This window comes from Olivibacter sp. SA151, assembly GCF_054130995.1.
In genome coordinates this window covers 5,788,526-5,814,818 of record NZ_CP096391.1, presented here as the reverse complement: position 1 = coordinate 5,814,818, position 26,293 = coordinate 5,788,526, and the positions used below count along the sequence as shown (strand labels likewise).

The window sequence follows — 26,293 nt, the reverse complement described above, 5'->3', positions numbered from 1 at the left end:
GAATACAGATTGGGTTTGTTTAAGTATCTATTGAGATGCTTGAACAAACCTCAATCTAATATTGTAATTCGCCTTTCAAATTAACGCGAACATGAAAGGGCTGTAAATACGTGTCAACTAAAACTGCAAATTCTCTACGACTTAGTTTTCGTTCCGGATCGTAAGAACCTTTAAATTTAAAGCGTTTTATCCAACCTTTCTCAACTTCGGCATTTAACTCCTCTCCCCTATTGGCAACATACTTTATTAAATCCAATAAGTCACTTAACTTAAATACCGGGATATCTTTGTCTTTAAACCATATCTGACTTCTGGTATATAACTGTTTGATGGGAAATTCGACTTCTTTTGAAGACACCAGGCTGTCGGGAGAAAACTGAAAAGAGTTTTCGTTATTTTTATAGACACCCCGAAGGATACCGGTGGCTCCAACGCGTTGGATCTGGGAATAATGAACATCTGATAAACGGATGTCCTGAAAAGGCATCATAAAACTCTTAAAGGCTAAAAGCTCGCCCTGTAATGTCCTGACATTAATTTTGTCAGAGGTAGTATTAAAAAAAGCACAGTAAGCTGCTGCAGCACCGCAGGCTTGTGCGCGCAACATCAATAGCGGTATCCGCTCTATATTATCGGGGGATAATAGCTTCTCATTCGGTTTTGTTGAGAAATAGTTTCTTAGTGAACTGTCGGGCAACAGATTGCTTAGCGGTATATTGAAAATCTGTTTTCCTATTTGTCCGACAGCAATCCCCGTTCTGTATAAAGAAGAATCATAGTCGATTTGCTTAACCAGTTCAGAAGGAAAATATTCCTTATCTTTAATATCCTTTTCCTTTAATAAACTTAATAGGGAAGCTTTATCGGTAGCATCTACTATGGCCCTTACTTTTATTTTTTCCTTATTGCTCAGGGTTACCTGCCAACCCTTACCGGACTTCTCTATTTCAGATACCTTGAGATTTTTTTTATAAGATAATCGCTTAATCGTGTCCGCGCTGTTTTCAAAAACGTTTTGCGCTATTCTAGGTGCTATATGTTTTTTTGCAGCAAATAATGCAGAATCCGAGATTTCTTTAACATTAGCAATTCCCTTTAAAAAAAATGCCCAGGTCCCAACATCGAGCAAGTGATTGGATGAAATGCTTTTCGTTTCACCTTGTATTAGTGTCCCTCCTATATTGGTTGAATCTACTATCCAATAAGTTTCAACACCGGATTGTGCAGATTGCATGGCTGCAGAAAAAGCATCGGCTCCATGTCCGTATACCAGTACTTGTGGCTTAGGGGGCTTTTTACTTTTTTGTGCCGTTCCCTGAAAGGGTATTGAACAGCATAAAATCAAGAAGAAGAGTCTATTTACCATCTTGCATAGAATGAATTGCTGTTAGGTCTGTTCCGTTTGCCTGCAAGTTACGCAGATGATGAATAATTTCCAATTCTAAATGACTATCGGGAATAATACCTAAAGATAAGTGGGATTGTTTTGGGAGCTCCCTTGGTCGGTTTTACTTAAAAATAGAACTATTATTTTAATCAACTTTTCTTGATAAAAGTTGAGCAAAATCAAGGCTCGTGTAGGCTACCTTGCACCTGATGGCAAAGCATTCATGGTGCGTATTGGAGCCGTTTCACTTCCTCAATCCGCTTGGATAGTGCAACATGAACAGAGGTGCAAATGCTTTGCTGCTCGTTGCATCGGTATCCTCCAAGGCCGTTCTTCCAGCGCACAGGGCTATATTTAGGGCTGAAGAAATAATACGTCCGGTTAAAAGTAAAAGCCCAACGTTCTGCTAAAATATCACCTAGGAAATTTGCGGTTTGCACGTTGAGGCACTACCTTTTATAGCAAAGTTCCAAGTGATGAGTTTTTGGTTACTTTTTGCGGAAAAAAGTGACAAAAAAAACGTTCCTTTAATATAAACAATTCATCTATGTGTTAAATCGATCCCTGTTTTAGGGCAAAAAGCCGATAGTCATATTCTTCTAATACTAACACCAAACATACATGAAAAGCGAAACCTCTAAATAATTCATTTAAGCGATAAGCAAACTATTTATTGACAATCACTGTTATATACTTAGTTTGAAATATCATATCAGGAAATTATGAGTACATCTGCATCTATGACGCCACTTTCACAGGTTATGAATAAATTAGCCGCTAAAGGATATGGCGAAGAAATCACGATAAAAAAAGAAGGGGCTTATTTAGGTAACCTGAAATCACCTGTTTACCAACCACAAGACTTAACCATTGTTCGAAATTACCGTTTTGAAGGGGAAAGTGATCCTGCCGATATGTCTGTTTTATATGCTATAGAAACGAAAGATGGTAAAAAAGGATTTCTTTTAAATGCCTATGGCACCTATTCAGATCAAGATGCTGCCGATTACGATGCATTCATACTCGATGTACCTATTGACGAGAAAGCAGAGCTGGAAGAATTGGGAAATTAGTTCATAATTGATCGGGGGCTAACGAATAAGTAACAACTGGGTGCTGACAGCCGATGTCAACTACAAATAAACGCCTTTTTTATCAATAAAGTCCAATACTTTATCCGGTAAAAAATACTTTACGCTTTTATGATCTTTTATGGCATTTCGAATAAAGGTGGATGATATTTCCATTAACGGCGTTTCGGTAAAAGTAATTCGGGGATGTTCCGCCCATTCGCCCGCGTCATAACCAGGTCTTGGATATACATAAACGAAAAAATCACGTAAAATGATTTCGTAGTTTTTCCACTTCTTCAATGTAACTAGGTTGTCGGAACCCATAATCAAAACGAAATCTTTGGTAGGATAACGTTCCTTGAGGTGGACTAAGGTGTCAATGGTATAGGAAGGTTGCGTAAGACGGAATTCAATATCACTTGCTCGTATGCGGTCTGTATTGTCAATGGCCAAGTTTACCATTTCCAATCGATCATACATATTCAGAAGGCTATCCTTCCTTTTTAGTGGGTTATGCGGTGAAACCACCAGCCACACCTCCGAAAGGTCGGTATAATTGGCCATGTAATTAGCAATAATTAAATGGCCAATATGAATAGGATTAAATGAACCAAAAAAAAGTCCTATTTTCTGCATTCCGTTAATCGCCTTATTTCAAAAAATCAAGCAATAATTCAGACGCCTCTTGGCACGCTTTGTCAAGATCGTCATTTTTTAGGATAACATCAAACTTCTCTGCATAAGCCAATTCTTTACCGGCCTTTTCAATGCGCTCCTTAAGTTTCTCTTCTGTATCCGTTCCTCTTCCACGTAATCTTTCTACCAACACATCCAATGAAGGCGGCTGTACAAAAATTGCAAGCGCATTTTCGCCGAATTTTTTCTTTAAATGCAAGCCTCCAATGACGTCAATATCGAAGATAACCGCTTTTCCTTCCATCCAAATGCGTTCTATTTCAGCACGTAGTGTACCATAAAAAGTGCCGGAATATACCTCCTCGAATTCTACAAACTCCTTTTTTGCAATGCGGTGTAAGAACTCTTCTTTAGTGATGAAGTAATAATCCTTTCCATTCACTTCGCCATCACGGGGCTCTCTTGTGCTAGCAGAGATTGAAAAGGCAATCTTGTCATTAAATTTTTCCAGTAACCACTTTACTATTGTTGTTTTTCCAGCGCCTGAGGGTGCGGAGAAGATAATTAGCTTTCCTTCCATCCGGTAATGACAAGTTTATTCTATAAAATATTTAGTAATTGTTCCTTAATTTTTTCCAGCTCTTCCTTCATTTGAACAACCGTCTGCTGAATCTGCGCGTTATTTGCCTTCGATCCAAGCGTATTGATTTCACGTCCCATCTCCTGGGAGATAAAACCTAATTTTTTTCCATTTGCATCCGGTGCAGTTAGGATCTTACCAAAGTACTCGCAATGGCTTCGCAATCTGACCTTTTCTTCTGTTATATCTAACTTATCAATATAATAAATCAACTCTTGTTCGAAACGATTTTTATCAACATTTTCGCCGCCTACGGCCTCTTCCATATAATTACTGATACGTTCTCTGATTAATGGAATCCGAGCTACTTCTTGGCTTTCTACGGTTAATAGAAGCTCCAAAATGATTTGGTTTCGTTTAAAAAGATCATCTTTGAGAACTTTTCCTTCATCCGACCGGAATTGTTGGAATTTCTCCAATGCTAAATAAAATGTATCCAGCAAATCTTGCCATTCTTCTTCATCGGCAGCCTCTTCGGCGTAGCTTATGACCTCCGGCAAATTCAGTGCTAATTCGAATATATTTTCCGTAGGATCGCCAAGATCTGTTGCAATGGCTTTTAGTTGGTGATAGTAATTTTTCAACAGGCCGCCATCAATGGTGGCCGCCTTCGCTGCGGCATCGGCATATTCGACGTTGACCGTTATATTGACCTTCCCCCGTTCAATCAGTTTAGTACACTCGTTACGAAGGAATAGCTCTTTTTCAGAGAAAGTTTTAGGTAACTTCAGATTAAGTTCTAAATATTTTGAGTTTAGCGACTTAATTTCTACCGTATATTTCGCTTTGGCACTTTCTTTGGTCCCTAAACCAAATCCGGTCATTGATTTTATCATATGCAAACTTAGATAAAATGCTTGACATTTGCGAACATCAGGTAATGATATCGTTGTTCATCGTAGGTAATTAGCTAATGGGATCATAATGACGGGACAACTGTCGGCAACTGATAGTCACTAGCTAATTTAACATTTTTTAGCACTATTAATGCAAATGATTTGTTATGTTTACCGAGGAGAAGTATGGAGCGCAAAAAACACTTTAAAAGCATATATAACACCGTTCTGACACTATTTTTACTTAGTTTGAGCTCCTTGGTACACGCGCAGGAGACACTTGAAGGAATAGTTCTGGAGAAAGGCACCCCAAAGAGAGTCGCGGAAGCTACAATTACCAATAGAAGGACCTTGGAGAAAGCGATTTCAAACAGTGAGGGCGGTTTTGTCATTCCTGCTAAGGCTGGGGATACGCTTATAGTTACCAAGTATGCCTATTCATCAGAGTATTATCGTATTACCGATCCCAAAAATATTGTGGTAAGTTTAAATCCCACCATTGAATTGGAAACGGTCACTGTTACGGGCAAAACCAGAAAAGAAGAGCTTCAGGATATATTGGAGGATTACGAAAAGCAGACACCCTATGGGGCTCGCAAGCCTAAGGCATTGGCCTACTTCTTTAATCCATTAAGCGCTTTGTATGGTACTTTCAGTCGGTCAGCAAAGAATGCCAGAAGATTCAACAATTATGCGCAGAATGAAATAAAAGAGACTGAGGTCGATAAAAAATTCAATAAATATAATGTTGGCGAGATTACCGGTTTGCAGGGAGATGATCTCATGAATTTTATGTCGCTCTACCGTCCGAGTTACGAGCAGTGTAGGTACTGGAATGAGTACGATATTCGGGATTATCTAAAGGCGTCTCTGGAAAAATTTGAACGCGATGGTAGACCAAAGGCAGAAACCTTGCCGAAGATTCCCATTCCTGAACAACAACTCAATAAAAAGGAATACTAGTTCGTTTGCGAGAGCTGTTTGATTTGTCATTTTCAAACAGCTCTTCTCAGAGATTTAGTAGCCAAAAAGCGTTTTCAGATCAAGCTCTTGCACCGTCCCATATGCTGCGAGATCCGTGTTTTTCACACGTTCTCTGCTTCCTACGATGCAATATGAATAGGCCTTTCCCTTAAACTCACTACGATGAAAATACTGCAGGTCCGAAAAATTCATGTCTTTCACTTCATTATATACTTTCTTACGCATATCATAATCGACACCTAATCGCTGCGCATTTAAGAAAGAATAAATAATGCCATCTTCTGTAATACGGCTGGTTTCGAGCGACCTGAGTAACCCTTCTTTGCTGGTATTGAAGACTTTTTCAGAGGCAGGCAAATCGTGGAGCAGCTCGTTCATTCCTGATATAGCCTCCTTCAGTTTATCCGCCTGTGTGCCTACGTAAGCCAGAATACTGTAACGATCATCCTTCTTACTCGGAGAAGAGTAAACCGCATAGGTAGAATAGGCAAGTGCTTTAGATTCCCGAATCGTTTGAAAAACAATACCGCTCATCCCGCCACCAAAATAGTTATTAAAAAGTTGAATAACCGCGGTTTTATCCGGATCATACACATCAGAATTTCTGAACCAATCGATTTCAGCTTGCACCATATCATAATGTGCAAAATATACTTTTGATTCATTCTGCGTCGTCTTTTCGAACTTTACCGGAGCAGGATAAGCCTTTAGGGGACTGGCTGTAACATGCAAAGCGCTTAATTCACTGCTTAGCGATGCCGTACTCTTAGGGCCATAGTAGATAACCTGATGTTCGTAGTTTATCAGATCGTGCAAAATATCCGTTAATTCACCGGCTTGAACTGCTTCCAGTTCTTCATCTGTTAACACGTAATTAAATGGATTTTTTGCACCATACTGGGCGTAACTCACCAAGCCTTTTAAGATAGCACTTTTATCCAGTTTAGCATCCTCACGTGCTTTCTTCAGACGCGATTTTAAACGCTGCCAAGCTTGTTCATCCGGCTGGCAATTTTTCAATAAATCCTCCAGTAATTGAACCGCCTGTCCGAAATTCTCCTGTAAACCATCTAAGCTAATGGAGCTAACTTCCGAAGAAACGTTAACATCAAAGGATGATGCAATTTGATAAAAGGCCTTACTGATATCCTCTGCGCTTTTTGTCGATGTACCAATATATTGTAAATATTCGGCGGCAATGGGCAGTAATTTGTTGTGATAGCTACCCATTTCTAATCGATAGCTCAAGCGAAAAATATCGTTCGTTTTATTTTCCACCGACAAGAGCGTTAGCCCATTAATTCGGTCTCGATTAATATCTTTGCCGTAATCGATCCACATAGGAGCGACCGGTGTTTCCGGCATCTCATTCACTTGCTTCAAAAAAGCAGATTGAGCATCTCTGTTCACTTCAACCGGTGTAATTGCTGGTTTCTCAACTTTCTTTATACTTTTATCCTCCCCCTTCTTCTTATAGACGGCGACATAATTATTATTTAAGTATTTCTTTGCGAAAAGCATGATGTCTTGCTTCGTGATTGTCGCCAGTGTACTATTATAAGCGACCATTCGTCGCCAATCTATATCCGATGTAAAGGCATCCATCAGGCTGCTTGCTCTGGATCTGTAGCTTTCGTTCGTCTCGATAGTATACTTTTTGGCGTTATTAAGGATGCCAATTAAAAGCTCATCAGAGAACATGCCTGTTTTGAGTTTTTCAATCTCGTCCAGCATCAGCTGTTTTACCTCGTCCAATGATTGACCTTTCATAGGCCTTCCTTGCAAGAGTAGCGTACTATAATCTTTGAGTACATAAGGAAAGGCTGCGGCAGAAAGCAGGCGTTGTTTTTTAACTAAATTGAGATCGAATAGACCTGCGTTACCATTGGTAAGAATGCTACCGATCAGCTCTAGTAATTGGGTGTCCTTACTCTGAGATCCCGGAAAGCGGTAGCCAATCATCACACTTTCAGGTGTTGGCCCAACCACTTCCTTAAGAATTGGTGTTACCATTTCCTTTTCAGGTTCAAAGTGGTAGGCCGGTACTTCTTTCTCCTTCATAAAGGAAAAGCCAGTATCGATTTTTTTTATCACGAGATCTGGATTAAAATCTCCCGACATAATGATGGCCATATTATTGGGGACATAGTATGTTCGATAATAATCTCTGATTGCAATTAAAGAAGGATTCTTTAAATGTTCGATCGTCCCAATGGTTGTTTGCTTACCATAGCTGTTTGGAAATAGATTTTCAAACATGGATTCGAATACCTTAGTGCCATCATTATCCAAGCCCCTGTTCTTTTCTTCATAGACAGCCTCCAATTCGGTGTGAAAAATTCTGAAAATCGGATTCCGAAATCGCTCCGCCTGTACGGCTAAAAACTTATCGATGGACGAAGAGGGGATGTTTTCGATGTAAACGGTCTGTTCAAATGATGTAAAAGCGTTGCTCCCTTGCGAACCCATGTTGGCCATCAACTTATCATATTCATTAGCGATAGCGAATTTTGCCGCTTCACCTGAAACTCGGTCAATTTCGGTATAAATCGCTTTTCGTTTCGCTGAGTCGGTTGTTGAATTATATTGCTCATATAATTTATCAATCTGGTTTAGCAAAGGCTGTTCTTTCGACCACGTTAAGGTTCCAAATTTGTCCGTACCTTTAAAGAGTAGATGCTCAAGATAGTGCGCTAAACCGGTATGGCTTGCCGGGTCCGTTTTACTTCCTGCTTTGACCGCTATATAGGTTTGAATTCGTGGTTCTTTCGTAGAAGGACTTAAAATTACGGTAAGACCGTTCTTTAAGGTATAAAATCTAGACTGCGTGGGGTCGTTTGTGACGTAACGGTAAGTATAACCGTCGCTAGTAGCGGTCTTCCATTCGTATGCCTGCTGCCCGAATAAAGTGCCTATGCCTATAAAAAGAAATAGAATGGATAGTATATTTGTATGTTTCATATGTGTGAAATTAACTTGGCCTAAAGTTAATGTTTTAAATCAAAAACTTTTTGGCACTTGGTTTGTATAACTTTTAACGTCATCAAAAAATATTAAAATGAGCATAAAAAAGAACATAGCTATTTTTGGTGTGGCACTGGCTACATCAAGTATGTTATTCACCAGCTGTAATACAGTTAAATCCATGAATAACACCCAAAAAGGTGCAGGTATAGGTGCCGTAGGTGGAGCAGGATTAGGTGCGCTTATTGGTAAAAAAGCAGGTAATACGGCTGTGGGAGCCATCATCGGTGGAGCTCTTGGTGGAGTGGCCGGTGGGTTGATTGGAAAGAAAATGGACAAACAGGCCGCAGAAATTGAGCGGACAGTAGACGGTGCGGAAGTCGTACAAGCAGGTGAAGGTATCATTGTCAAATTCGATTCAGGCATCTTATTCGGATTTGACCAAACAGCCTTAAAGCCGGAAGCCCAAACTAACATTAAGAACTTGGTTAAGTCGTTGAACGACAATCCTGATACCGACATTTTGATTATAGGTCACACTGACAACAAAGGAACAGCGGAGTATAATCAGGGACTATCGGAACGTAGGGCTGCCGCTGTAAAAAATTATGCAGTGGCACAAGGATTATCCTCTAGCCGGGCAAAGACAGAAGGAAAAAGCTTTAATGAGCCAATTGCTGATAATAGTACCGAAGCCGGACGCGCGCAGAATCGTCGCGTAGAAATCGTAATTGTTGCTAACGAAAAGATGAAGGAAGAGGCGAAGCAGCAAAGTTCAATGTAGCCTAAAACATTCACTACATACTCAAGAGAGTAAGCGATTTTAAGCTTACTCTTTTTTTGTTTTAAAGGTATTCATAGAAGCTCAACGCAAAGCTCCTCAGTCGTTCGGGCTTTTATGATCAAGCATAAAGAACAGTTATAAAAATAAACTAATAAAAACCTTTCTTTTTTAAAAGCGAAATTCCTGATGGAATTAGCAAGTGATATTTCAAAATCGGCCTATTCTGTTAACTTTGTATCCAACGATGGGAGGGGATAGAAAATGTCTTCTTACTAAGTCCAAGATTGAACGATAACGAATAAACATATTCCAATGAAACTTTTTTTGTTAGATGGTATGGCTCTGATATACCGGGCTCATTTCGCATTAAGTAAAAGTCCTCGCTTTACCTCTACAGGATTGAATACTTCCGCTATTATGGGCTTTACGAATACTTTATTGGAAGTACTAAAAAAGGAAAACCCATCGCACATGGCGGTCGTGTTTGATACCGAAGCGCCAACAGAGCGTCATACCTCTTTCGAGGCGTATAAAGCCCATCGGGAGGCTATGCCCGAAGATTTGGCAGCGGCTATTCCCTATATTTTTCGATTAATTGAAGGTTTCAATATTCCGGTGATTACCATGGACGGTTTTGAGGCCGATGATATTATTGGGACTTTGGCAAAAAAAGCAGAGCAAGCGGGTTTTGAAGTCTTTTGTATGACGCCTGACAAAGATTATGCACAGCTTGTAAGCGATCATATCAAAATTTACAAGCCTGCCCGTATGGGAAACGGACATGAAATACTGGGCGTAAAGGAAGTGTTAGAGAAGTGGGAAATCGAAAGAGTAGAGCAGGTAATTGATATCTTAGGTCTGTGGGGTGATGCGGTTGATAATATACCCGGCATCCCTGGAGTTGGCGAGAAAACAGCAAAAAAATTGATCCAGGATTTTGGATCGGTTGAGGGAATAATTGCCAATAGCGATCAATTGAAAGGAAAGCTAAAAGAAAATATCGAAACCTATGCTGAACAAGGACTTATTTCAAAAAAGCTGGCAACGATTATCCTCGATGTGCCTGTCGAATTTGAGGCTGAAACCTTGATGATAAGGGAGGCCAATAAAGATTTATTGGAGCCGTTATTTGCGGAATTGGAATTCAGAACATTGGGTAAGCGAGTGTTTGGAGAAGAGTTTAATGTCGTAGACAATAAAGTGTCTGCCGGTGGCCAAATGGATCTCTTCTCATCCGGAGAAAGCGCGGCGCCTGCACCTGAAGCAACAATACCGCCTGCTCCGGGAAACCATATCGGCAATACGGAGCATAGTTATACCTTCGTGGATAGCGAGGAAAAACTGAACGAATTGCTGGCACTTTTAGCGAGACAGAAGTCTTTTTGTTTCGATACGGAAACCACCGGTACCGATGCTAATTGCTGCGAATTAGTTGGACTTAGCTTTTCGGTAGAAAAAGGCCAAGCGTGGTATGTACCCGCATCAGCGGATCAAAAAGAGGCTCATGCATTGGTTCAGCAATTTAAGCCTGTTTTCGAAAACCCTGCTATCGGTAAAATCGGACAAAATCTAAAGTTCGATATATTGGTTTTGAGCTGGTATGATGTGAAGGTTGCAGGTGAGCTTTTTGATACCATGTTGGCTCATTATCTCATTGATCCCGAGACTAGGCATGGAATGGACGTGTTATCGGAAAATTACTTGGGGTATACACCGGTGTCCATTACCACGTTAATCGGCCCAAAAGGCAAAGGGCAATTAAATATGCGCGATGTAGACCCTAAAACGGTTAGCGATTATGCCGCAGAGGATGCGGATATCACTTTACAGCTGAAAGAGATTTTTGAACCCATGCTTATTAAGGTTGAGGCTGATAAGCTGGCACATGAAGTCGAGTTTCCACTTGTACCGGTATTGGTAGATATGGAAAGGGTAGGCGTTCGGATCGATGTGAAGGCACTATCCGACTTCTCCTTGGCGATACAGAATGAAGTTCAAATACTGGAGGCAAGAATTTATGAGAAGGCAGGTGTGCCTTTTAATATTGCTTCCCCTAAACAGTTAGGAGAGGTCTTATTTGATAAATTGCAGCTTGATCCAAAAGCAAAGAAGACAAAGACAGGTCAATATCAAACGGGAGAGGATGTACTCATGGCGCTTGCCAATAAGAGTGACATTGTGCAGGATATACTGGAATATAGGCAGTTACAAAAGTTGCGATCAACTTATGTTGACGCGCTACCCCAGTTGATCAATACGAAAACCGGACGTGTACATACCTCTTATAACCAGGCGGTGGCCGCAACTGGAAGGTTAAGTTCAAACAACCCCAATCTTCAAAATATCCCGATTCGCACAGAGCGGGGAAGAGAAGTTCGGAAAGCTTTTATTGCACGTGATGACGAGCATGTTATCCTTTCGGCGGATTATTCGCAGATTGAACTTCGCTTAATTGCAGAGATCAGTAAAGATGCCAATATGCTGGATGCTTTTGCAAAGGGCTTGGATATTCACACAGCGACAGCGGCCAAGGTGTATGGCGTAGGTTTGGAGGAAGTTACCGGTAATCAAAGGCGGAATGCAAAGGCGGTGAACTTCGGGATTATTTATGGGCAATCGGCATTTGGTCTGTCGCAAAGCTTAGGAATCCCGCGTCGGGAAGCAGCGGATATGATTGAACAATATTTTATTCAGTATCCGGGCATCCGTGATTATATGAATAATACCATCGCCTTTGCTAAAGAGCACGGTTATGTAGAAACGCTGTTAAAACGTCGACGTTACCTGAGGGATATTAATTCGGCCAACGCTACGGTACGAGGTTTTGCAGAGCGAAATGCGATCAATGCCCCTATACAAGGATCGGCCGCCGATTTGATTAAAATTGCGATGATTCACATTCATCAAGATATTCAGCAAGCTAATCTTAAAGGAAAAATGACAATGCAAGTACATGATGAATTGGTGTTTGACGTACCAAGGAATGAGGTTGCAGCGTTTAAGGAAATTATAGAAGCGCGTATGAAGGGAGCTTTAAAAACAGAAGTTCCCATTGTGGTGGAAATTGGTGAAGGGCAAAATTGGCTTGAAGCACACTAGAATGAAAATCAAACAAAAGAAAACGATTTTTAAAATGGGGCTGCTGCTGATCAGCAGTCTATTAATTGGGCCACGCTTAAGGGCGCAAACAGATAGTACGGAAATTAAACCTATCTATTTTGAACAGTTGACGGACGGCACGACGCAGTTCTATTTCGATGAACATTATTTTCTGGTCGATAAATTTTGCCAATTTAAATCCATCGAGCGAGTGGGTAAATATAATATTTCGATCAAAAGCTTCGACGGTCCTTTTACCGATTACAATAACGACGGCAAAGTGATCCTGACAGGGAATTATTTCCAAGGCAAAAAAGAGGGGGTTTTCACGGCCTATTTTGCCAATGGACAGATAAAGTGGACAACTACCTTTAAAAATGGTAAGGCTGAGGGGGTCTCTCGCTATAATTATCCGGATGGCTTGCCGATGCTGGAAATTCTTTATAAAGAGGAGGGAGCTTTTGTCCAAAATTATTGGGATACCAAAAGACGTCAACGCGTGAAAGATGGAAATGGAAAATATGAGTTTTCGGTAAAGGCTGAGGGTTACAACGAATATGGCTACACCTTTACCGACTATCAAGGGAACATTAAATCGGGAAAGCCGGATGGTAATTGGAATATTTTTCTGGTATATCCTAAAAATGAACGTGACTACGCAGGCTATGAGCGATTTGAAGAGGGCGTGTTTAAAGGAGGTTATGATGAAATTACCGGGGTTCCCTATAAGAACGGATCGCGGATACAGATCGGTCCCTCCTTGTTCTTCCTTCAGGCGGAAGGAATGGTCAGCAAGAATTGCACCATAGATGAGAACCAGGATTTTTCTATGTTCATGATGAAGAAACTAGAGGCCGCTTTCGCTATTTATGATTCTCGCGGGTTACTCACCGGACCTGCCAAGCTCGAAATAAAGGCGAGTGTTGACAAAACAGGAAGTCTGCGCGAACTGGAGATCGTTAAGGGCTTAGCGGAGAAAGACGGCGATAAAATCATGGCTAATGCCTTACAGAATATCAGTTATTGGATTCCTTCTTACGGCGAGACTGACTATATCGATGATGTTTTTAATATTACTGTAGACGCGATGGTGGACGATGAAAGTGGACGGCTCCGCTTTTACAATTTACAAATACAGCGGGAAAAGGGAATATAACGTCAATTAGCTAATGTAATAATTAGCTAATTGATTGATTCTATGCGCAACTTGAGATGCTTGTGCACCTTATCTTTTTTACAAGGTTATCGATTCTCCGATTGCTAGCAAATGAAGATTTAAACCGGCGGCAGCAAATTTTTGCTTGGCTTCTTCTTCATTGATTTTAATAGGAGGAAAGGTGTTATAGTGTATCCCGATAATATTCTTGCAATTAACAAAACCAGCGGCTTTAATGGCGTCATCCACGCCCATGGTATAATGGTCGCCTATGGGTAAAATGGCCCAATCCAATTGCTCATCCGCTAAGAGCTTCATCTCCAGCGTCAATGCCGTATCGCCTGCAAAATAGATTTTTTTATCGCCACTTTTGATGAGATATCCCGCCGCTACGCCCCCATATTGCTGATCCGGCGTGCCATTGGTATGTAGTGCATACACCATTTTGGCTGTACCAAAAGAGGTTTTTAGGGTACCGCCAAAATTGAACGCAATAATCTTATCTTGGCTAATGCCTTGCCGTCCTACCCAGGCCGCCGTTTCTACGATGGCAACGACAGTGGCATCCGAGTTTTTTTGAATGGCCGCTACATCTGCTACATGATCTTCATGTGCGTGGCTGAGTATAATATAGTCAGGTTTCAGCGTATTGATGTCTATATGTTTTGCTTGTTCATTTGGTGTAATAAAAGGATCGAACAATACATTGGCGCCAGCTAACTCCAAGGCAATCGTGGCATGTCCATAAAATGTTGCTTTCATGTGTTAAAAGTAAAAAGTTAAAAGTAAACCTGCATGCGGTAGGCAGGAAGTAAAAAAGCCTGCCTTCTGTAAAACTGCTCATTACCCGTTATGAGTTGATAGTCATAATTCCTAAAGCGTATAACTAACCACTTATAACTTAAAACTATTGACCAAACATACCGCCCAAACCACCCAACATGTCTTTGGTTGCGGCTTGCATTTCGGTCTGGCTTACATTTTCAGCTTGCTGAAGAGCCTTGTTGATAGCCACCACTAATAACTCTTCCACTTCTTCCAAATCAGCACCTTCGTGGAACGTTGGGTCTATTGTAATCGATTTAATTTCTTTATTGGCGGTTGCAATTACTTTAATCGCTCCTCCCTCCACTTCACCTGACACACTTATTGTGTCGAGGCGTTTTTTAATTTCTTCGGCCTTTTGCTGTGCCTGAAACAATTTATCGAACATATTCTTTTATATTTAGTTGTCAGCTTTCAGTTGTCAGCTCTCGGCTGTAAAAACCCATGATCTCATTAATGCAATTTTAGCTAATTATCACATTAGCTAATTGGCTAATTAGCACGACTACTCTCCAACATAATCTCCACTACCGTTATAAGCGCCTTGCCTGATAACGGGCATATCCAATATTTTAAATAGATCGTCTAAATGTGTAAGACTTCCGTTCGCCATATTACTTAACAAAACAATGGTAACATCGTTTTTCAAATCTCTAACATATAAGTTTTTAAAACCATGCCACCAACCTGTATGGTATACAACATGCTCCTTTCCTTGCTCAAAGGTACGCCAACCAAAGCCATAATTAAACACACCTTTGATGGACTTTTTGTTATGTGGTGCGTAAGCAGAGTCTTGCCAACTTTGATTGATTAATCGCCCTTCACGCATAGCACGATCAAAAAGAAATAAATCTTCCACGGTGCTATAAATTCCCTTATCGCCCACGGGGCCGTCGTGAAAATTTTGAACAACAGACCTCCGCCAAACCTTGTCATGGCCGACAACATCGGTAGGTATTTTTTCATAATCAGCTTTAGAGTAAACATGCGTATTCTTCATTCCCGCGGGTCTAAAGATATTCTCTTGCATAAATACCGTAAATGATTGACCGCTTACCTTTTCTATAATTGCCCCCAGTATCATAAAGTTGGAGTTGTTGTAATGAAACCGAGTGTCGGGTTTGGCATAGGGTGCCGGCTTACGCTCAGCAAGAATCTTCATAACGTCCATGTTGGTCATCCCTTTTTTCTTGTCGGGCCATAGGTCATCCGTAAAATAAACATAATTGATCAAGCCCGATCGATGCGTTAGTAGCATCCGGACGGTAATGCCTTCATAGGGGAAGTCGGGGAAAAACTCCTTCACTTGCTGGTCGAGCTTTAATTTACCCTCTTGTACCAATAGTAAAATACCGGTAGCAGTTAATGGTTTAGAAACCGAAGCCAATTCAAACTGAGAACGAATCTTCAAGCTGTCCTTACGCAGATAATCAGCCCAACCAAATGCATTTTCGTAAATAATCTTTCCTTTTTTTGCTATCAGTACATTGCCATTAAACGCCGATTTCTTATGAAGTTTCTGCATAAAAGCATCTACCTCTTTATTTGCATCCCGAGGGTGATATATGAGCTTGATACTATCGGTAATTGCTTGTTCTTTGGCCTGCTGCGCCTTTTTTTCTTCAGCAGAATTGCAAGCGGTGAATATAATAAAGGAAAGGAGTGAAAATAGTAATAATCGTCTCAACACGTAATGAATTTGCTATTAAAAGTACAACATCATAGGAATGGCGAAATTGATAAAATATTGTGTTAATTGCTAATTTAATGAAATTTTTACACAGCCTGTATGCATAATGTAATAAGAAATAGGAAAAATAAAAACAATTAGCGCGCAAATATGGTCAAGTGTATAAGTTTTATAACTTTGTAAGGATAAATCAACGTGGCCACAAGCCCATGTTGATGATGGAATAACAATATCATAACGTATAAACATGTCATATAGAATTGAACGCGATACAATGGGCGAGGTGAAGGTGCCTGCCGATAAGTATTGGGGAGCCCAAACTGAAAGATCCCACGAGAATTTTAAAATTGGTCCGGAAGGTTCGATGCCTAAAGAAATCATCCGCGCTTTTGCTTACTTAAAGAAAGCCGCAGCTTTTACCAATACAGATGCAGGCGTGTTACCGGCAGAAAAGCGGGATTTAATAGCGCAGGTTTGTGATGAGATACTTGAAGGAAAACACGACGGTGAATTTCCTTTGGTAATTTGGCAAACCGGTTCCGGGACACAATCCAATATGAACGTGAACGAAGTGATTGCCAACCGTTCACACGTTATTCAGGGAAATAAATTGGGAGAAGGAAAAACTTTTATCCATCCGAATGATGATGTAAACAAGTCACAATCGTCGAATGATACCTATCCGACAGCGATGCATATCGCAGCTTATAAGATGTTGGTGGAAACTACTATTCCAGGCGTTGAAAAACTTAGGGATACACTGAAAGAGAAGTCTGATAAATTTAAAGATGTTGTAAAAATTGGCCGTACCCACTTAATGGATGCTACACCTTTAACGCTGGGCCAAGAATTTTCAGGCTATGTAGCCCAACTAAATTACGGGTTAAAAGCTTTAAATAATACACTTTCGCACCTTTCTGAACTGGCATTGGGCGGTACAGCGGTAGGTACCGGGATTAATACACCGAAAGGGTATGATGTCAATGTTGCCAAATACATTGCGGAATTTACGCAATTACCCTTCCGTACCGCTGAAAATAAATTTGAAGCTCTGGCTGCTCATGATGCCATTGTTGAAAGTCACGGCGCATTAAAACAACTGGCGGTATCCCTTATGAAGATTGCAAATGACGTCCGTATGCTAGCTTCCGGGCCGCGTTCGGGTATCGGAGAGATCTTTATTCCGGAGAATGAGCCCGGCTCATCTATTATGCCAGGTAAAGTGAACCCTACCCAGTGCGAGGCCCTAACGATGGTCGCTGCACAGGTAATGGGAAATGACGTAGCCATTACCATAGGAGGTGCTAATGGCCATTATGAGCTAAATGTCTTTAAGCCTTTAATGGCTGCCAATTTCCTCCAGTCGGCGAGATTAATTGGTGAAGCTTGCGTTTCCTTTAATGATCACTGTGCGATCGGCATTGAGCCGAACTATGATGGTATTAAAAAACATGTGGAAAATTCACTCATGCTGGTTACGGCCCTGAATCCGCATATCGGTTATGAGAACGCTGCCAAAATTGCGAAGAAGGCCCATAAAGAGAATAAGTCGCTGCGCGAAGCGGCCTTAGAACTCGAGCTACTTACCAATGAGCAATTTGATCAATGGGTGCGCCCCGAAGATATGATCGGTGGTTTGAAATAGGGGTTCTAAAGGATAATGAGGACTCGGAATCATTATTTAATATTTAAAAGCACATACCTTACGCTTGTAGGTATGTGCTTATTGCTTTGTTCTGCCTGCAAGTTTAATCCGAATATACAGGGAGAGGGTGAGCCCTATTTACAAGGGGTGTGGGTGCAAGACTCCATAGCCCACCAAGATCAGCTATTGACCTACAGTTTATATCGTCTTAAGTTTACTTGTGACTCGGTCTATATTACCTTAAAAACCTTTAGCAAGGTAAGAACGGTAGTTGATTCTTGTTACGGCGATGGACAGTGGGAAGAATACGCTAGGGGAGTGTATCTGGTTAGAAATGATAGCTTATTGATAGAATCTACATTTACCCGAAGTAACTGGCGTCAGAAATTATCGGGCTGCCATCGTATCGGTCAATTTTTGCCCCGGTTTAAGTTAGTAAAACATACGGCCGACTCGCTTTACCTCGAAAGCCAATACTATCAAACACCGGTTAATCTGAGGAAAATTGAGCACATTACCTGTGTGCCCAAACCTCTTTGATATTAAACATTTTAGATTTTTTGCTCGTTTTTTTATGAGAATGTTAGCTCAACGGTTCCTGCTTGGAACAGCTATTCTTTGCCTCTCGTCTCTCAATATAATCGCACAGGAGAAGAAGCCCGGACTCTATCAAAGGTTCATGAACGGCAAATTGATGCAGAGTAAACTGGTTCAGAAATTCATCTCGTCAGAAAAAGATTCTACGCGATCAGCTGGTTTTGTGGTGTTGCCTTTATTGGGATATGCACCGGAAACCGGCCTAGAGTATGGACTTTCCGGTATTTACAACTTCTATATTGATAAAAGCGATACGCTCATCCGAACGTCCAGCATTGTATTGCAGGGGTCGTTAACCACAAAAAAGCAATCGAATCTTAAATTGACATCCGATATATGGACAAAAGGCAATGATTATCATATCATTTCAGAGATAAGGTATAAGGATTTTCCATTCAATTTTTATGGAATTGGTGATCAAACTCGAAAAGCGGATAAAGACTCCTTGGTTCAACGATTGTTTAGGCTCAGGTTGGAAGGGGAAAAGAAGATTGTTAAAAATTATTATGTGGGTCTCGGCTTGATTTACGAGAACTATGAATATAATGACGAGGCTCCCGGTGGTATTTACGACTGGACACCACTGTATGGTAAAGAAGGTGGAAAATACCTGGCCTTTGGAATCTCGCAGTTGTATGATAGCCGTAACACAAATATCTACACTACCAAGGGCTACTATGCGCGGGCAGTCTATCATTATATGCCTGATTTCTGGGGAGGGAATAACTTTGAGGGAAGTCGCTTGGATTTCGACTTACGTGCCTTCTTTCCGTTAACACCGAAGTTAACGCTTGGCCTACATGCCACCTACGATGAATACTTCGGCAATGTGCCATTCTATTTATTTCCGCAGCTAGGAAGTGATGAAGTCATGCGAGGGTATTATCCAGGTAGATACCGAGACAAGACATTGATGACCTCGCAGGCAGAGTTACGCTATCGCGTTCATCCACGTATTGGTTTTACGGCCTTTATGGGAGCTGGGACGGTCTACAATAAAAAGATAGACTTTTCATCGCTGAAACCTTCTTTCGGCGGTGGCTTACGCTACTTCTTTGATCTGGAACATAATTCGAGCATCCGGATTGATTACGGTATAGGCGAAAAACGTCCCGGAGAGCCGCGGCAATCAGCCTTTTATTTATCGCTCGGCGAAGCGTTTTAGAGTGATCGGCTATCAGCAATCGGTAATCAGCTAAAAATAAAGCTGATAACTCATTTCCGAAAACTGATGGCCTACTAGTAACTAATCTTAAAATGTTCTTTTTCCTGGCCTTTTTTGAAGAAAACCAAGCCAATGAAAAATAGGTCGATTGTTAAAGTTACCTGTGGGTGGTTTTTGATTTCCCGCCAAGCCTCTTTCATGCCATCACTCCAATAAATGTCGTCAAAGATCAGTACAGTCTGTTCATGAACTTTAGGTAGGCAATGATAAAAATAATTTAAAGTCGCCTCCTTCCGATGATTACCATCTAAAAAGAGAAAGTCAATTTTTTCCTGCTCTTGAATAAGCTGCGGTAGGATTATATCAAAGTTTCCTATTTTCAGTTGGACCTGCGACGCACCAAGCTCATCGAGGGTTTGCCGGGCAACAGCCGCAGTCTCCGGGCAACCCTCTACTGTTGTGATGGAGGCATTAGGATTAGCCTTGGCTAGGTAGGCAGTGGTGATTCCCAGGCAAGTGCCTAATTCTATAATGGTTACCGGTGCAAAGCGGTTGGCTAATCGAGCAATAAGCTGTGCAACCCGTTTTGGCTTCAAGGCATTCTTCGCAATCAAACCTACGGCCTTTTGTTTTCCATTATTCATCATCGAACCGGCACCATAGTCGGTTACCGTGATAATTCGTGTGTCCTTCTTTAGCGCTTGCCGCTTTCTTTCGATTTCTTCTTCGTAAGGTTTAGTTGAAAAATCATATATAACCTCATCAACAAGTTTATAAACAAATGGCGAATGCACACCATGGCGTGTTTTAGCGGAGAATTTGTGTATTAGATAATCAATGAAGAAACGGTAGTTTGCCATATACGGCAGCAAAGATAAAGCTTTTATATTTGTTCTTTTCTCTTTGAAAAAAAAGGAACTTTTTTCTTAATCAGCTTTTTCTTGATAAAAAGCTGACCAAAAATCAAGGCTTGTGTAGGCTACCTTGCATCTGATGGCAAAGCATCGCTGGCGCGTATTGGAGCCGTTTCACTTCCTCAATCCGCTTGGATATTGCCGTATGAACAGACATGCAAATGCTTTGCGGCTCGTTGCGTCGGTATCCTCCAAGGCCGATCTTCCAGCGCACAGGGCTATATTTAGGGCTGAAGAAATAATACGTCCGGTTAAAAGTAAAAGCCCAACGTTCTGCTAAAGTATCGCCTAGGAAATTTGCGGTTTGCATGTTGATGCACCACCGTTGTAGCAAAGTTCCAAGCGAGGAGTTTTTTGTTTCTCGTATGTTTGGAAATCATTAAGTTTCTGGAGAAATAGCAAGAGGAGAAGGGAAGAAATATTTTGTTTCAGGGAGTTGAACATAATATCCCGAAAAAAGAATCATTCACCATCTCCTAATGCTTCTCCGAGTCTGAACAGTACTTAGGGAGCTTTGGTATCCCGTATAAATGCGAGAAAAGATGATAGAAGCTTTTGCTGTCTCATTAACCCATTTTATCATGAAAACAACTAAACATTGTGTTGGCGTAGATATATCGAAGGATTCGATAGTTTGCTGCCTGGGAAGTAGTATTCAGGAAGAGAGCCCTGTTTTTAGCCGGCCAAAAACTTTCACAAACGATCTCAAGGGATTCGGGCAATTATTGGATTGGTGTTTACAGCAAGTAGATAATGGGGTGTCTTTTGTTTTGGAGGCAACAGGGGTTTACTATGAACGGTTAGCTTTCTGGCTGGATGATCGCAATCAGCAACTTTCCGTTGTGCTGCCTAATAAAATCAAGCACTATTCTAAAAGCCTTAACATTAAAACTAAAACTGATAATGTAGATGCTCAGGTACTAAGTAGATTTGGTTTAGAACGTAAACTGGATTACTGGAAAATGCCTACCAAATTTATGCGTGAAATAAAGTCATTAACACGTGAATATCAGGAAGCCAAAGTGAAGCTTGTTGCAGCAAAAAACCAGTTACATGCAAAAGAGTATGGTTATGACTGCCTTGTTTCTGTGTCAAGACGACTAAAAAGACAAATAAGTCTGCTTGAAAATCAGTTGCTTGAAATTGAGGCCGAACTTAGAACAACTGTAATGTCAGACACCTTATTTTATGATAAAATTACTAAAGTCATTACCATACCAGGTGTCAGTTTTATAACAGCCATAATCGTTTTAGCTGAAACAAATGGCTTTGCATTAGTTAAAAATGCTAAGCAGTTAGTAAGCTATTGTGGCTTGGATATTCAACATAATCAATCTGGAGGCCACGAGGGAAAGTCAAAGATATCCAAAAAAGGAAATAGCTTCATTAGAAAGGCACTCTATATGCCTGCACTCGCTGCTAGCCGATATAATAAAGATCTAAAAGTATTTTATGAAAGAATAATTGACAGGAAGCCAGCTAAAAAAATCGGAATAACTGCTGTAGCTAGAAAGTTACTGATCTTAATATATATCTTATGGAAGAATGATCAGGAATATATTTTCGAAGAACAAATAAATAACGCTGTAATGGAAGTAGGCAGATACTGAGATCTGCCTACACAGGATGAATAGCTTGCGCTGCTCTCCTTCAGAAAATAAAGTTATAAAATATTTGGAATCTAACACAGTATCTTTTTTGCGGAAAAAAAGAAAAACAAAAAGGTTCCTTTAATATAAGCACTATTCCATGATAAATGCTTGTTTTAAGAATAGATGGATAAACTTTTTTATAAAAGAAAGTTTATCTAAGTTTGCTATACTATTTTTGTTTGCAGCTGTGCAATTTTCTGCCTTGTTGCCGTTATATAGTAAAATACCGAAGCCGGAAATGATGAAGGACATTGTTTTCGATTTCCAAGAAAAAATGTACTCGATGCAAATGAACCGTATATTCGCGCTAAACCTGATTATCCTCTGCCTGTGGACTTCCTGTAAGCGGGCAGATGATGAGCCGATCTATCCCGCAACGCCTATCTCTAGGCTGTATATATCGTTTTCGGATATCGCTAATTCGGATACGCAGGTTTATCAAAACGCGGTAGTGATTGATCCTGCGGATAGCGCCGGTTATATACCAGCTCCCAGCGGCGCGAATACGCAGCCTCGGCTTGGAATGGGTATCACATATAGCCCTGATTTAAGACAAGGTTTTCAGGTCAGTAGAAACGATACTACTATTAAGTATTTCTCGGTGAATGATGCTGGAGTTATAGGTACTTCCACGCGCAGCTTTAAGGACACTATTCACCTTTATATGCCTCGTGCCATTCGTTACGATAACAAATCCGATCAGTTATTTATTACGAATGATCATCCAGACAGCGCTTCCTTAAACATATACTATAATCCTTCGCGGCTGGTGGGACAGCAATCCCCAAGAAAAAGGCTTAAACTGGCAAATCTTCCTTGGGGTATTTCAACAAATATGACACTTAATACAAGTGATTCTTTGCTATTGCTGTCGATGCAAGGGAATACCAAAGAAATATGGGGTTTTGCATTAAAAGATATTGCTTCCATACAAGACACTTTTATTAACAACGCTAAACCAAATTATACAATCACCATTGCGGGAGCAAATGATATTCGAGGTATTACTTATTCTCCGAGACTTGATATCCTGGTTCTTTCCGATTTAGGTCCTGCGAAACTCACGGATAATCCAAGTAATAATAGTGTGGATGGAAAAATTTATGTTATCGAGAATGCAAAGCAAGCGATAATGGCTGGTGGAACGATTACACCAACAAGAATTATTACCGGAGCAGCTACTGGTTTGGTGGACCCAATAGACGTTGCAATCACCGATTTACCCAATCGAAACCAGTTCATATATGTCATCGATCGAGCAAGGCGACTCATAAGATTTGCATTAGATGCTAATGGGAATATCGAACCCGAGACAAGCAGGGCGTTATCTTTAACGCCAGAATTTATGTATCTTGATTCTCGGGGACCGAATGAGTAACTCATAAAGCGAACATCAGACTTTGTTTATAAATAGCTCAAAGATTGAATCTAATTGTGTCTATCATAGATAGCAGTAAATGAAATAGCTCAATAAGCGGATGAAGAACCCTATTTGACATAGGTAACCCCTAATTGCATATCTTTTAATTTTTTTGCTTCCAGATCTTCAATTTGCTGTATTTACTTATATGATCAAAATCTCGATCGGTATGAACTAGGGGAACTGAAAAGGAAACAGCATAATAGGCAATTAGGCAATCGTTGCTCTTACGTATGGTCACTCCTTTTTTGCGTAGAGATCGAAACAGGTCTGCTGCACCTATGGCTGCTCGTCGTGGAGGCAATTCCAATAAAGTGAAATAGGATAGTGCTTCCTTTATTTCTGTATAAGTTGAATCCTCACGTATTCCCTGGAGAATTTCTTGAACAATGGTGGGCGTAAGTAATACCTCACGATCCGTTTCTATATATTCTTGCAATAATAAAGCTTGCGGTGTGTCATTTTTGTTCAGGAAATCAACCCATACCGACGTATCAAAAAGCAAAGAACTCCTCATAGGCTACGCATCTGGTCGAGATCTCCTTCCCAAGTGCCCTTCTTTCTCAACGCTATAATGCTTTTTCGTTTCAGAGAGGCAATATATTGCTTTAATGCTTCATGAACGACTTCTTTCTTTGTCCTTAGTTTACTTATTTGAAGCGCCTGTTGAATGAGGTTTTCGTCTAGCTCTATATTAGTTCTCATTTCTGTAATTTTTACTATGTGTAAAGATAATAAAATTTATACACATTACGGCTAGTTTAAAAGGCTTTGACCCGAACTGTGTGATTTATCTATTTTTCTATGTTTCAATGCCCTCTTTGTTACAAAAACCTTAACATTTTCATAATGAGTATTTGATCAAGCATTACGAAAATTGAAAAGCTTGTACGACAGGTATTTAAAATTTGATAAAAATTCAATAAAAGCCGTGTTTTATTGCGCTTATGCTTGCTTTTGCTTATGGTAGCTGCTAAATTTGTGATAGCAAAAATGGAGGATATGGAAGTAAATTTACGTCGATTATCTGTTTTTACCGCGGATCTACAGCTGATCTTGGGCAAGAGCATGCGTACATGCCAACGCCATATGCAGTTGATCCGCGACATGTATGCTTTGGAAAAGCAGCAGCCCGTTACGGTATATCATGTTGCAGAATACCTCGATACGCCTGTATCAAAAATAGCTGCCTTTCTGAAGATTAACCGGAATTGAATGGATAGATGAGCAATGGGATTGCTCCGATGTAAAAAGATTTCTTGGTAAGCCGCGGCAATTGCCCGCGGCTTTTTTGTTTGCGGCACACCTAAGGTCTAGAAAGTCTTAATAACTGTCAGTAAGACTGAGATAAACACAATTAAGTTTAAGACAAACGCAAATAAGTTCGAGATAAACATGTTTAAGTCTATCCTTAACACGTATTAGTTTGTTATGAAGGTAGAAGCGTTTGAAGTAAATACAAACAATATGAAGGTAATTTTAAGATAAGTTGAGACACTTTTGATCAAGCTTGCTTTAACCTTGCTCATGTCTGCTATAAACTTAACTAAAGAAATAGCAAACTTGTTTACGTTTGCAATAACAATGGACAATGTTGTTATAAACTTGACCAAGTTTGTCGTAATCTTAACCAAGTTTAAATTAAACACAAACAAGATTACCCCATAATTGGTTAAAATTGTTCTAACGTTGTTCACAGTTGTGACAAAGTTCTATAACGTTCTGTCAGGCCTTTCTAAGTTTATATTAACAACGATCAAGATTGTATTAAATCTATATGGATTTGGAACAAATTTAGTCAATAGAGCGTTCGATTTGGTCATCCTTAAACGTACTTTTCCTCCTCTTTTATCGGACAAAAGCGTCAAAAAACGACAAAAACGCCATATGCGTCATTTTCGGACATGGCTTTTTTTGATTCTACTCAATTTTGTTTTGTTCATCAGCGGTTGATGGACTTATACAAATATAAGTAGATGATAACAAAGAGAAAACATCCGTCCAAGCCAACGTAAATGTACAATAGGTGATCGGCTTTAAGCAATAGGCCATCCAAGGGAAGGCAAGCTTTTATCTATTGATGACTTGCTTGTTTAGGTATCAATACGCTCCAGTTGGAGTTTTTAATTTTGAATTTTTACTTTTTAATTTTTAAATCATGCAAAATAGATACATCGCTATAGGATTTAGTAATATCGCAGACGACGCCATGGCAACTTTAGGAACAACCGTTATTACCGCCATGACGGACAATCCAAATTTCGAAACGCCCGTTCCGGCGTTGACAGATATACAGTTACTCCTTGAGGATTACCGGGTGAAACTGGCGGCTACCCGCAAGGGTAGTCCTTTGAACACCAGTGAAAAAAACGTGAGCCGCCAGGCACTCGAGAAAGGACTTAGGCAATTAGCGTTTTATGTGGATGCCGTTGCAGACGGGGCCTTACATATTATTTTAAGTTCGGGCTTTCCCGTAAAGCCGCTTCGGTCTTCGTTGATTGCTCCTGCTATACCAGAGCGTCTTCGTCTGAGCGATACCGCACAGAGCGGACAAATTCGCTTCGATTTTAACCCGGTTAAAAAAGCCTGGGAGTACGAATACTGCTATGCTACCGAAGTAGACGATAATGGAAACATATTATGGGGCGACATCTTATCTACTACTTCGTCTCGTAACAACATTATCGCTCCGCTGATTCCCGGTGTTGTTTGCCGCGTACGCGTGCGTGCCCGTAATGGAAAAGGTGTAAGTGATTGGAGTGAAGCCGTTAGCTTAATGGCGAGATAATACCGAGTAAGGGGCCGGCGAAGTCGGCTCCTTGC

23 protein-coding genes are annotated in these 26,293 nt (G+C 40.5%); 12 read left to right on the top strand and 11 right to left on the bottom strand.

The window, feature by feature from the left end; all coding sequences use genetic code 11:
- Positions 1-55 precede the first annotated feature (55 nt).
- Positions 56-1,366, bottom strand: a complete 1,311-nt coding sequence (locus tag M1D52_RS23745) for an FAD-dependent oxidoreductase (protein WP_437394198.1) — start codon at positions 1,364-1,366, stop codon at positions 56-58.
- 743 nt (positions 1,367-2,109) lie between these two features.
- On the opposite strand from M1D52_RS23745, the gene M1D52_RS23740 reads away from it, so the two are divergent.
- Positions 2,110-2,460: a hypothetical protein gene (locus M1D52_RS23740; RefSeq protein WP_130854514.1), complete on the top strand. Its 351-nt coding sequence runs from the start codon at positions 2,110-2,112 to the stop codon at positions 2,458-2,460.
- A gap of 60 nt (positions 2,461-2,520) precedes the next feature.
- Here the strand turns inward: M1D52_RS23740 and nadD are convergent, their stop codons facing one another.
- From nadD to M1D52_RS23725, 3 genes are read right to left on the bottom strand one after another with little or no spacing between them, the layout of a single operon-like run.
- Positions 2,521-3,096: a nicotinate (nicotinamide) nucleotide adenylyltransferase gene (gene nadD / locus M1D52_RS23735; RefSeq protein ID WP_130854513.1), complete on the bottom strand. Its 576-nt coding sequence runs from the start codon at positions 3,094-3,096 to the stop codon at positions 2,521-2,523.
- A 13-nt stretch (positions 3,097-3,109) separates the two neighbouring features.
- Positions 3,110-3,676: a guanylate kinase gene (gmk, locus tag M1D52_RS23730; RefSeq protein ID WP_013664802.1), complete on the bottom strand. Its 567-nt coding sequence runs from the start codon at positions 3,674-3,676 to the stop codon at positions 3,110-3,112.
- A 20-nt stretch (positions 3,677-3,696) separates the two neighbouring features.
- Entirely contained in the window at positions 3,697-4,572 is an 876-nt protein-coding gene (locus tag M1D52_RS23725; RefSeq protein ID WP_437394199.1) for a YicC/YloC family endoribonuclease, read from the bottom strand.
- 186 nt (positions 4,573-4,758) lie between these two features.
- On the opposite strand from M1D52_RS23725, the gene M1D52_RS23720 reads away from it, so the two are divergent.
- On the top strand, positions 4,759-5,535 hold the full coding sequence (locus M1D52_RS23720; RefSeq protein ID WP_437394200.1) for a hypothetical protein: 777 nt from the start codon (positions 4,759-4,761) through the stop codon (positions 5,533-5,535).
- 54 nt (positions 5,536-5,589) lie between these two features.
- Here M1D52_RS23720 and M1D52_RS23715 read toward each other — a convergent pair whose 3' ends face one another.
- On the bottom strand, positions 5,590-8,517 hold the full coding sequence (locus tag M1D52_RS23715) for a M16 family metallopeptidase (RefSeq protein WP_437394201.1): 2,928 nt from the start codon (positions 8,515-8,517) through the stop codon (positions 5,590-5,592).
- A 97-nt stretch (positions 8,518-8,614) separates the two neighbouring features.
- Here M1D52_RS23715 and M1D52_RS23710 point away from each other — a divergent pair, with 97 nt between their 5' ends.
- The 3 genes from M1D52_RS23710 (at position 8,615) to M1D52_RS23700 (ending at position 13,559) form a co-directional block, all read left to right on the top strand.
- A complete protein-coding gene (locus tag M1D52_RS23710) occupies positions 8,615-9,304 on the top strand; it encodes an OmpA family protein (protein ID WP_013664806.1) in 690 nt (229 codons plus the stop codon).
- Between the two features lie 312 nt (positions 9,305-9,616).
- The gene (polA, locus tag M1D52_RS23705; RefSeq protein ID WP_437361077.1) at positions 9,617-12,403 is read left to right on the top strand and encodes a DNA polymerase I; all 2,787 of its coding nucleotides are present in this window, start codon (positions 9,617-9,619) and stop codon (positions 12,401-12,403) included.
- 1 nt (position 12,404) lies between these two features.
- Positions 12,405-13,559, top strand: coding sequence for a toxin-antitoxin system YwqK family antitoxin (locus tag M1D52_RS23700; protein WP_437394202.1), 1,155 nt, complete (start codon positions 12,405-12,407; stop codon positions 13,557-13,559).
- Between the two features lie 78 nt (positions 13,560-13,637).
- Here the strand turns inward: M1D52_RS23700 and M1D52_RS23695 are convergent, their stop codons facing one another.
- From M1D52_RS23695 to M1D52_RS23685, 3 genes are all read right to left on the bottom strand, one after another.
- Positions 13,638-14,321 (bottom strand): metal-dependent hydrolase, encoded by a 684-nt coding sequence (locus M1D52_RS23695; protein WP_437394203.1) that lies wholly within the window; start codon positions 14,319-14,321, stop codon positions 13,638-13,640.
- Between the two features lie 145 nt (positions 14,322-14,466).
- Positions 14,467-14,772, bottom strand: a complete 306-nt coding sequence (locus M1D52_RS23690) for a YbaB/EbfC family nucleoid-associated protein (RefSeq protein ID WP_013664810.1) — start codon at positions 14,770-14,772, stop codon at positions 14,467-14,469.
- A gap of 117 nt (positions 14,773-14,889) precedes the next feature.
- The gene (locus M1D52_RS23685; RefSeq protein WP_437361072.1) at positions 14,890-16,077 is read right to left on the bottom strand and encodes a serine hydrolase domain-containing protein; all 1,188 of its coding nucleotides are present in this window, start codon (positions 16,075-16,077) and stop codon (positions 14,890-14,892) included.
- Positions 16,078-16,324: 247 nt separating this feature from the next.
- On the opposite strand from M1D52_RS23685, the gene fumC reads away from it, so the two are divergent.
- The 3 genes from fumC to M1D52_RS23670 all read left to right on the top strand — a co-directional run bounded on the left by fumC (position 16,325) and on the right by M1D52_RS23670 (position 19,484).
- Positions 16,325-17,722 carry a class II fumarate hydratase gene (fumC, locus tag M1D52_RS23680; RefSeq protein ID WP_013664812.1) on the top strand — a complete coding sequence of 466 codons (1,398 nt, stop codon included), beginning with the start codon at positions 16,325-16,327 and terminating at the stop codon, positions 17,720-17,722.
- Between the two features lie 72 nt (positions 17,723-17,794).
- Entirely contained in the window at positions 17,795-18,262 is a 468-nt protein-coding gene (locus M1D52_RS23675) for a fumarate hydratase (RefSeq protein ID WP_149105161.1), read from the top strand.
- A 34-nt stretch (positions 18,263-18,296) separates the two neighbouring features.
- The gene (locus M1D52_RS23670; protein WP_013664814.1) at positions 18,297-19,484 is read left to right on the top strand and encodes a BamA/TamA family outer membrane protein; all 1,188 of its coding nucleotides are present in this window, start codon (positions 18,297-18,299) and stop codon (positions 19,482-19,484) included.
- A gap of 74 nt (positions 19,485-19,558) precedes the next feature.
- Here M1D52_RS23670 and M1D52_RS23665 read toward each other — a convergent pair whose 3' ends face one another.
- Positions 19,559-20,344, bottom strand: coding sequence for an O-methyltransferase (locus tag M1D52_RS23665; RefSeq protein ID WP_377613219.1), 786 nt, complete (start codon positions 20,342-20,344; stop codon positions 19,559-19,561).
- Between the two features lie 635 nt (positions 20,345-20,979).
- Between M1D52_RS23665 and M1D52_RS23660 the strand changes: the two genes are divergently transcribed.
- Both M1D52_RS23660 and M1D52_RS23655 read left to right on the top strand, forming a co-directional pair.
- On the top strand, positions 20,980-22,008 hold the full coding sequence (locus tag M1D52_RS23660; RefSeq protein ID WP_437393740.1) for an IS110 family RNA-guided transposase: 1,029 nt from the start codon (positions 20,980-20,982) through the stop codon (positions 22,006-22,008).
- A gap of 331 nt (positions 22,009-22,339) precedes the next feature.
- Positions 22,340-23,428: a hypothetical protein gene (locus tag M1D52_RS23655; RefSeq protein WP_157622200.1), complete on the top strand. Its 1,089-nt coding sequence runs from the start codon at positions 22,340-22,342 to the stop codon at positions 23,426-23,428.
- 145 nt (positions 23,429-23,573) lie between these two features.
- On the opposite strand, the gene vapC is transcribed toward M1D52_RS23655, so the two are convergent.
- Complete coding sequence (gene vapC, locus M1D52_RS23650; RefSeq protein WP_130854503.1) at positions 23,574-23,987, bottom strand: type II toxin-antitoxin system VapC family toxin; 414 nt, start codon at positions 23,985-23,987, stop codon at positions 23,574-23,576.
- Complete coding sequence (locus tag M1D52_RS23645) at positions 23,984-24,175, bottom strand: type II toxin-antitoxin system VapB family antitoxin (protein WP_013664818.1); 192 nt, start codon at positions 24,173-24,175, stop codon at positions 23,984-23,986. Before M1D52_RS23645 ends, vapC begins: the two co-directional genes overlap by 4 nt.
- 297 nt (positions 24,176-24,472) lie before the next feature.
- On the opposite strand from M1D52_RS23645, the gene M1D52_RS23640 reads away from it, so the two are divergent.
- Together M1D52_RS23640 and M1D52_RS23635 are read left to right on the top strand one after the other, a co-directional pair.
- Entirely contained in the window at positions 24,473-24,685 is a 213-nt protein-coding gene (locus tag M1D52_RS23640; RefSeq protein ID WP_130854502.1) for a hypothetical protein, read from the top strand.
- A 943-nt stretch (positions 24,686-25,628) separates the two neighbouring features.
- Complete coding sequence (locus M1D52_RS23635) at positions 25,629-26,258, top strand: hypothetical protein (protein ID WP_437366683.1); 630 nt, start codon at positions 25,629-25,631, stop codon at positions 26,256-26,258.
- Positions 26,259-26,293: the final 35 nt, after the last annotated feature.

Bases quoted from the DNA above. Each gene is read 5' to 3' on its own strand.
- M1D52_RS23745 (WP_437394198.1), bottom strand. From the start codon at position 1,366: ATGGTAAATAGACTCTTCTTCTTGATTTTATGCTGTTCAATACCCTTT.
- M1D52_RS23740 (WP_130854514.1), top strand. From the start codon at position 2,110: ATGAGTACATCTGCATCTATGACGCCACTTTCACAGGTTATGAATAAA.
- nadD (WP_130854513.1), bottom strand. From the start codon at position 3,096: ATGCAGAAAATAGGACTTTTTTTTGGTTCATTTAATCCTATTCATATT.
- gmk (WP_013664802.1), bottom strand. From the start codon at position 3,676: ATGGAAGGAAAGCTAATTATCTTCTCCGCACCCTCAGGCGCTGGAAAA.
- M1D52_RS23725 (WP_437394199.1), bottom strand. From the start codon at position 4,572: ATGATAAAATCAATGACCGGATTTGGTTTAGGGACCAAAGAAAGTGCC.
- M1D52_RS23720 (WP_437394200.1), top strand. From the start codon at position 4,759: ATGGAGCGCAAAAAACACTTTAAAAGCATATATAACACCGTTCTGACA.
- M1D52_RS23715 (WP_437394201.1), bottom strand. From the start codon at position 8,517: ATGAAACATACAAATATACTATCCATTCTATTTCTTTTTATAGGCATA.
- M1D52_RS23710 (WP_013664806.1), top strand. From the start codon at position 8,615: ATGAGCATAAAAAAGAACATAGCTATTTTTGGTGTGGCACTGGCTACA.
- polA (WP_437361077.1), top strand. From the start codon at position 9,617: ATGAAACTTTTTTTGTTAGATGGTATGGCTCTGATATACCGGGCTCAT.
- M1D52_RS23700 (WP_437394202.1), top strand. From the start codon at position 12,405: ATGAAAATCAAACAAAAGAAAACGATTTTTAAAATGGGGCTGCTGCTG.
- M1D52_RS23695 (WP_437394203.1), bottom strand. From the start codon at position 14,321: ATGAAAGCAACATTTTATGGACATGCCACGATTGCCTTGGAGTTAGCT.
- M1D52_RS23690 (WP_013664810.1), bottom strand. From the start codon at position 14,772: ATGTTCGATAAATTGTTTCAGGCACAGCAAAAGGCCGAAGAAATTAAA.
- fumC (WP_013664812.1), top strand. From the start codon at position 16,325: ATGTCATATAGAATTGAACGCGATACAATGGGCGAGGTGAAGGTGCCT.
- M1D52_RS23675 (WP_149105161.1), top strand. From the start codon at position 17,795: ATGTGCTTATTGCTTTGTTCTGCCTGCAAGTTTAATCCGAATATACAG.
- M1D52_RS23670 (WP_013664814.1), top strand. From the start codon at position 18,297: ATGAGAATGTTAGCTCAACGGTTCCTGCTTGGAACAGCTATTCTTTGC.
- M1D52_RS23665 (WP_377613219.1), bottom strand. From the start codon at position 20,344: ATGGCAAACTACCGTTTCTTCATTGATTATCTAATACACAAATTCTCC.
- M1D52_RS23660 (WP_437393740.1), top strand. From the start codon at position 20,980: ATGAAAACAACTAAACATTGTGTTGGCGTAGATATATCGAAGGATTCG.
- M1D52_RS23655 (WP_157622200.1), top strand. From the start codon at position 22,340: ATGAACCGTATATTCGCGCTAAACCTGATTATCCTCTGCCTGTGGACT.
- vapC (WP_130854503.1), bottom strand. From the start codon at position 23,987: ATGAGGAGTTCTTTGCTTTTTGATACGTCGGTATGGGTTGATTTCCTG.
- M1D52_RS23645 (WP_013664818.1), bottom strand. From the start codon at position 24,175: ATGAGAACTAATATAGAGCTAGACGAAAACCTCATTCAACAGGCGCTT.
- M1D52_RS23640 (WP_130854502.1), top strand. From the start codon at position 24,473: ATGGAAGTAAATTTACGTCGATTATCTGTTTTTACCGCGGATCTACAG.
- M1D52_RS23635 (WP_437366683.1), top strand. From the start codon at position 25,629: ATGCAAAATAGATACATCGCTATAGGATTTAGTAATATCGCAGACGAC.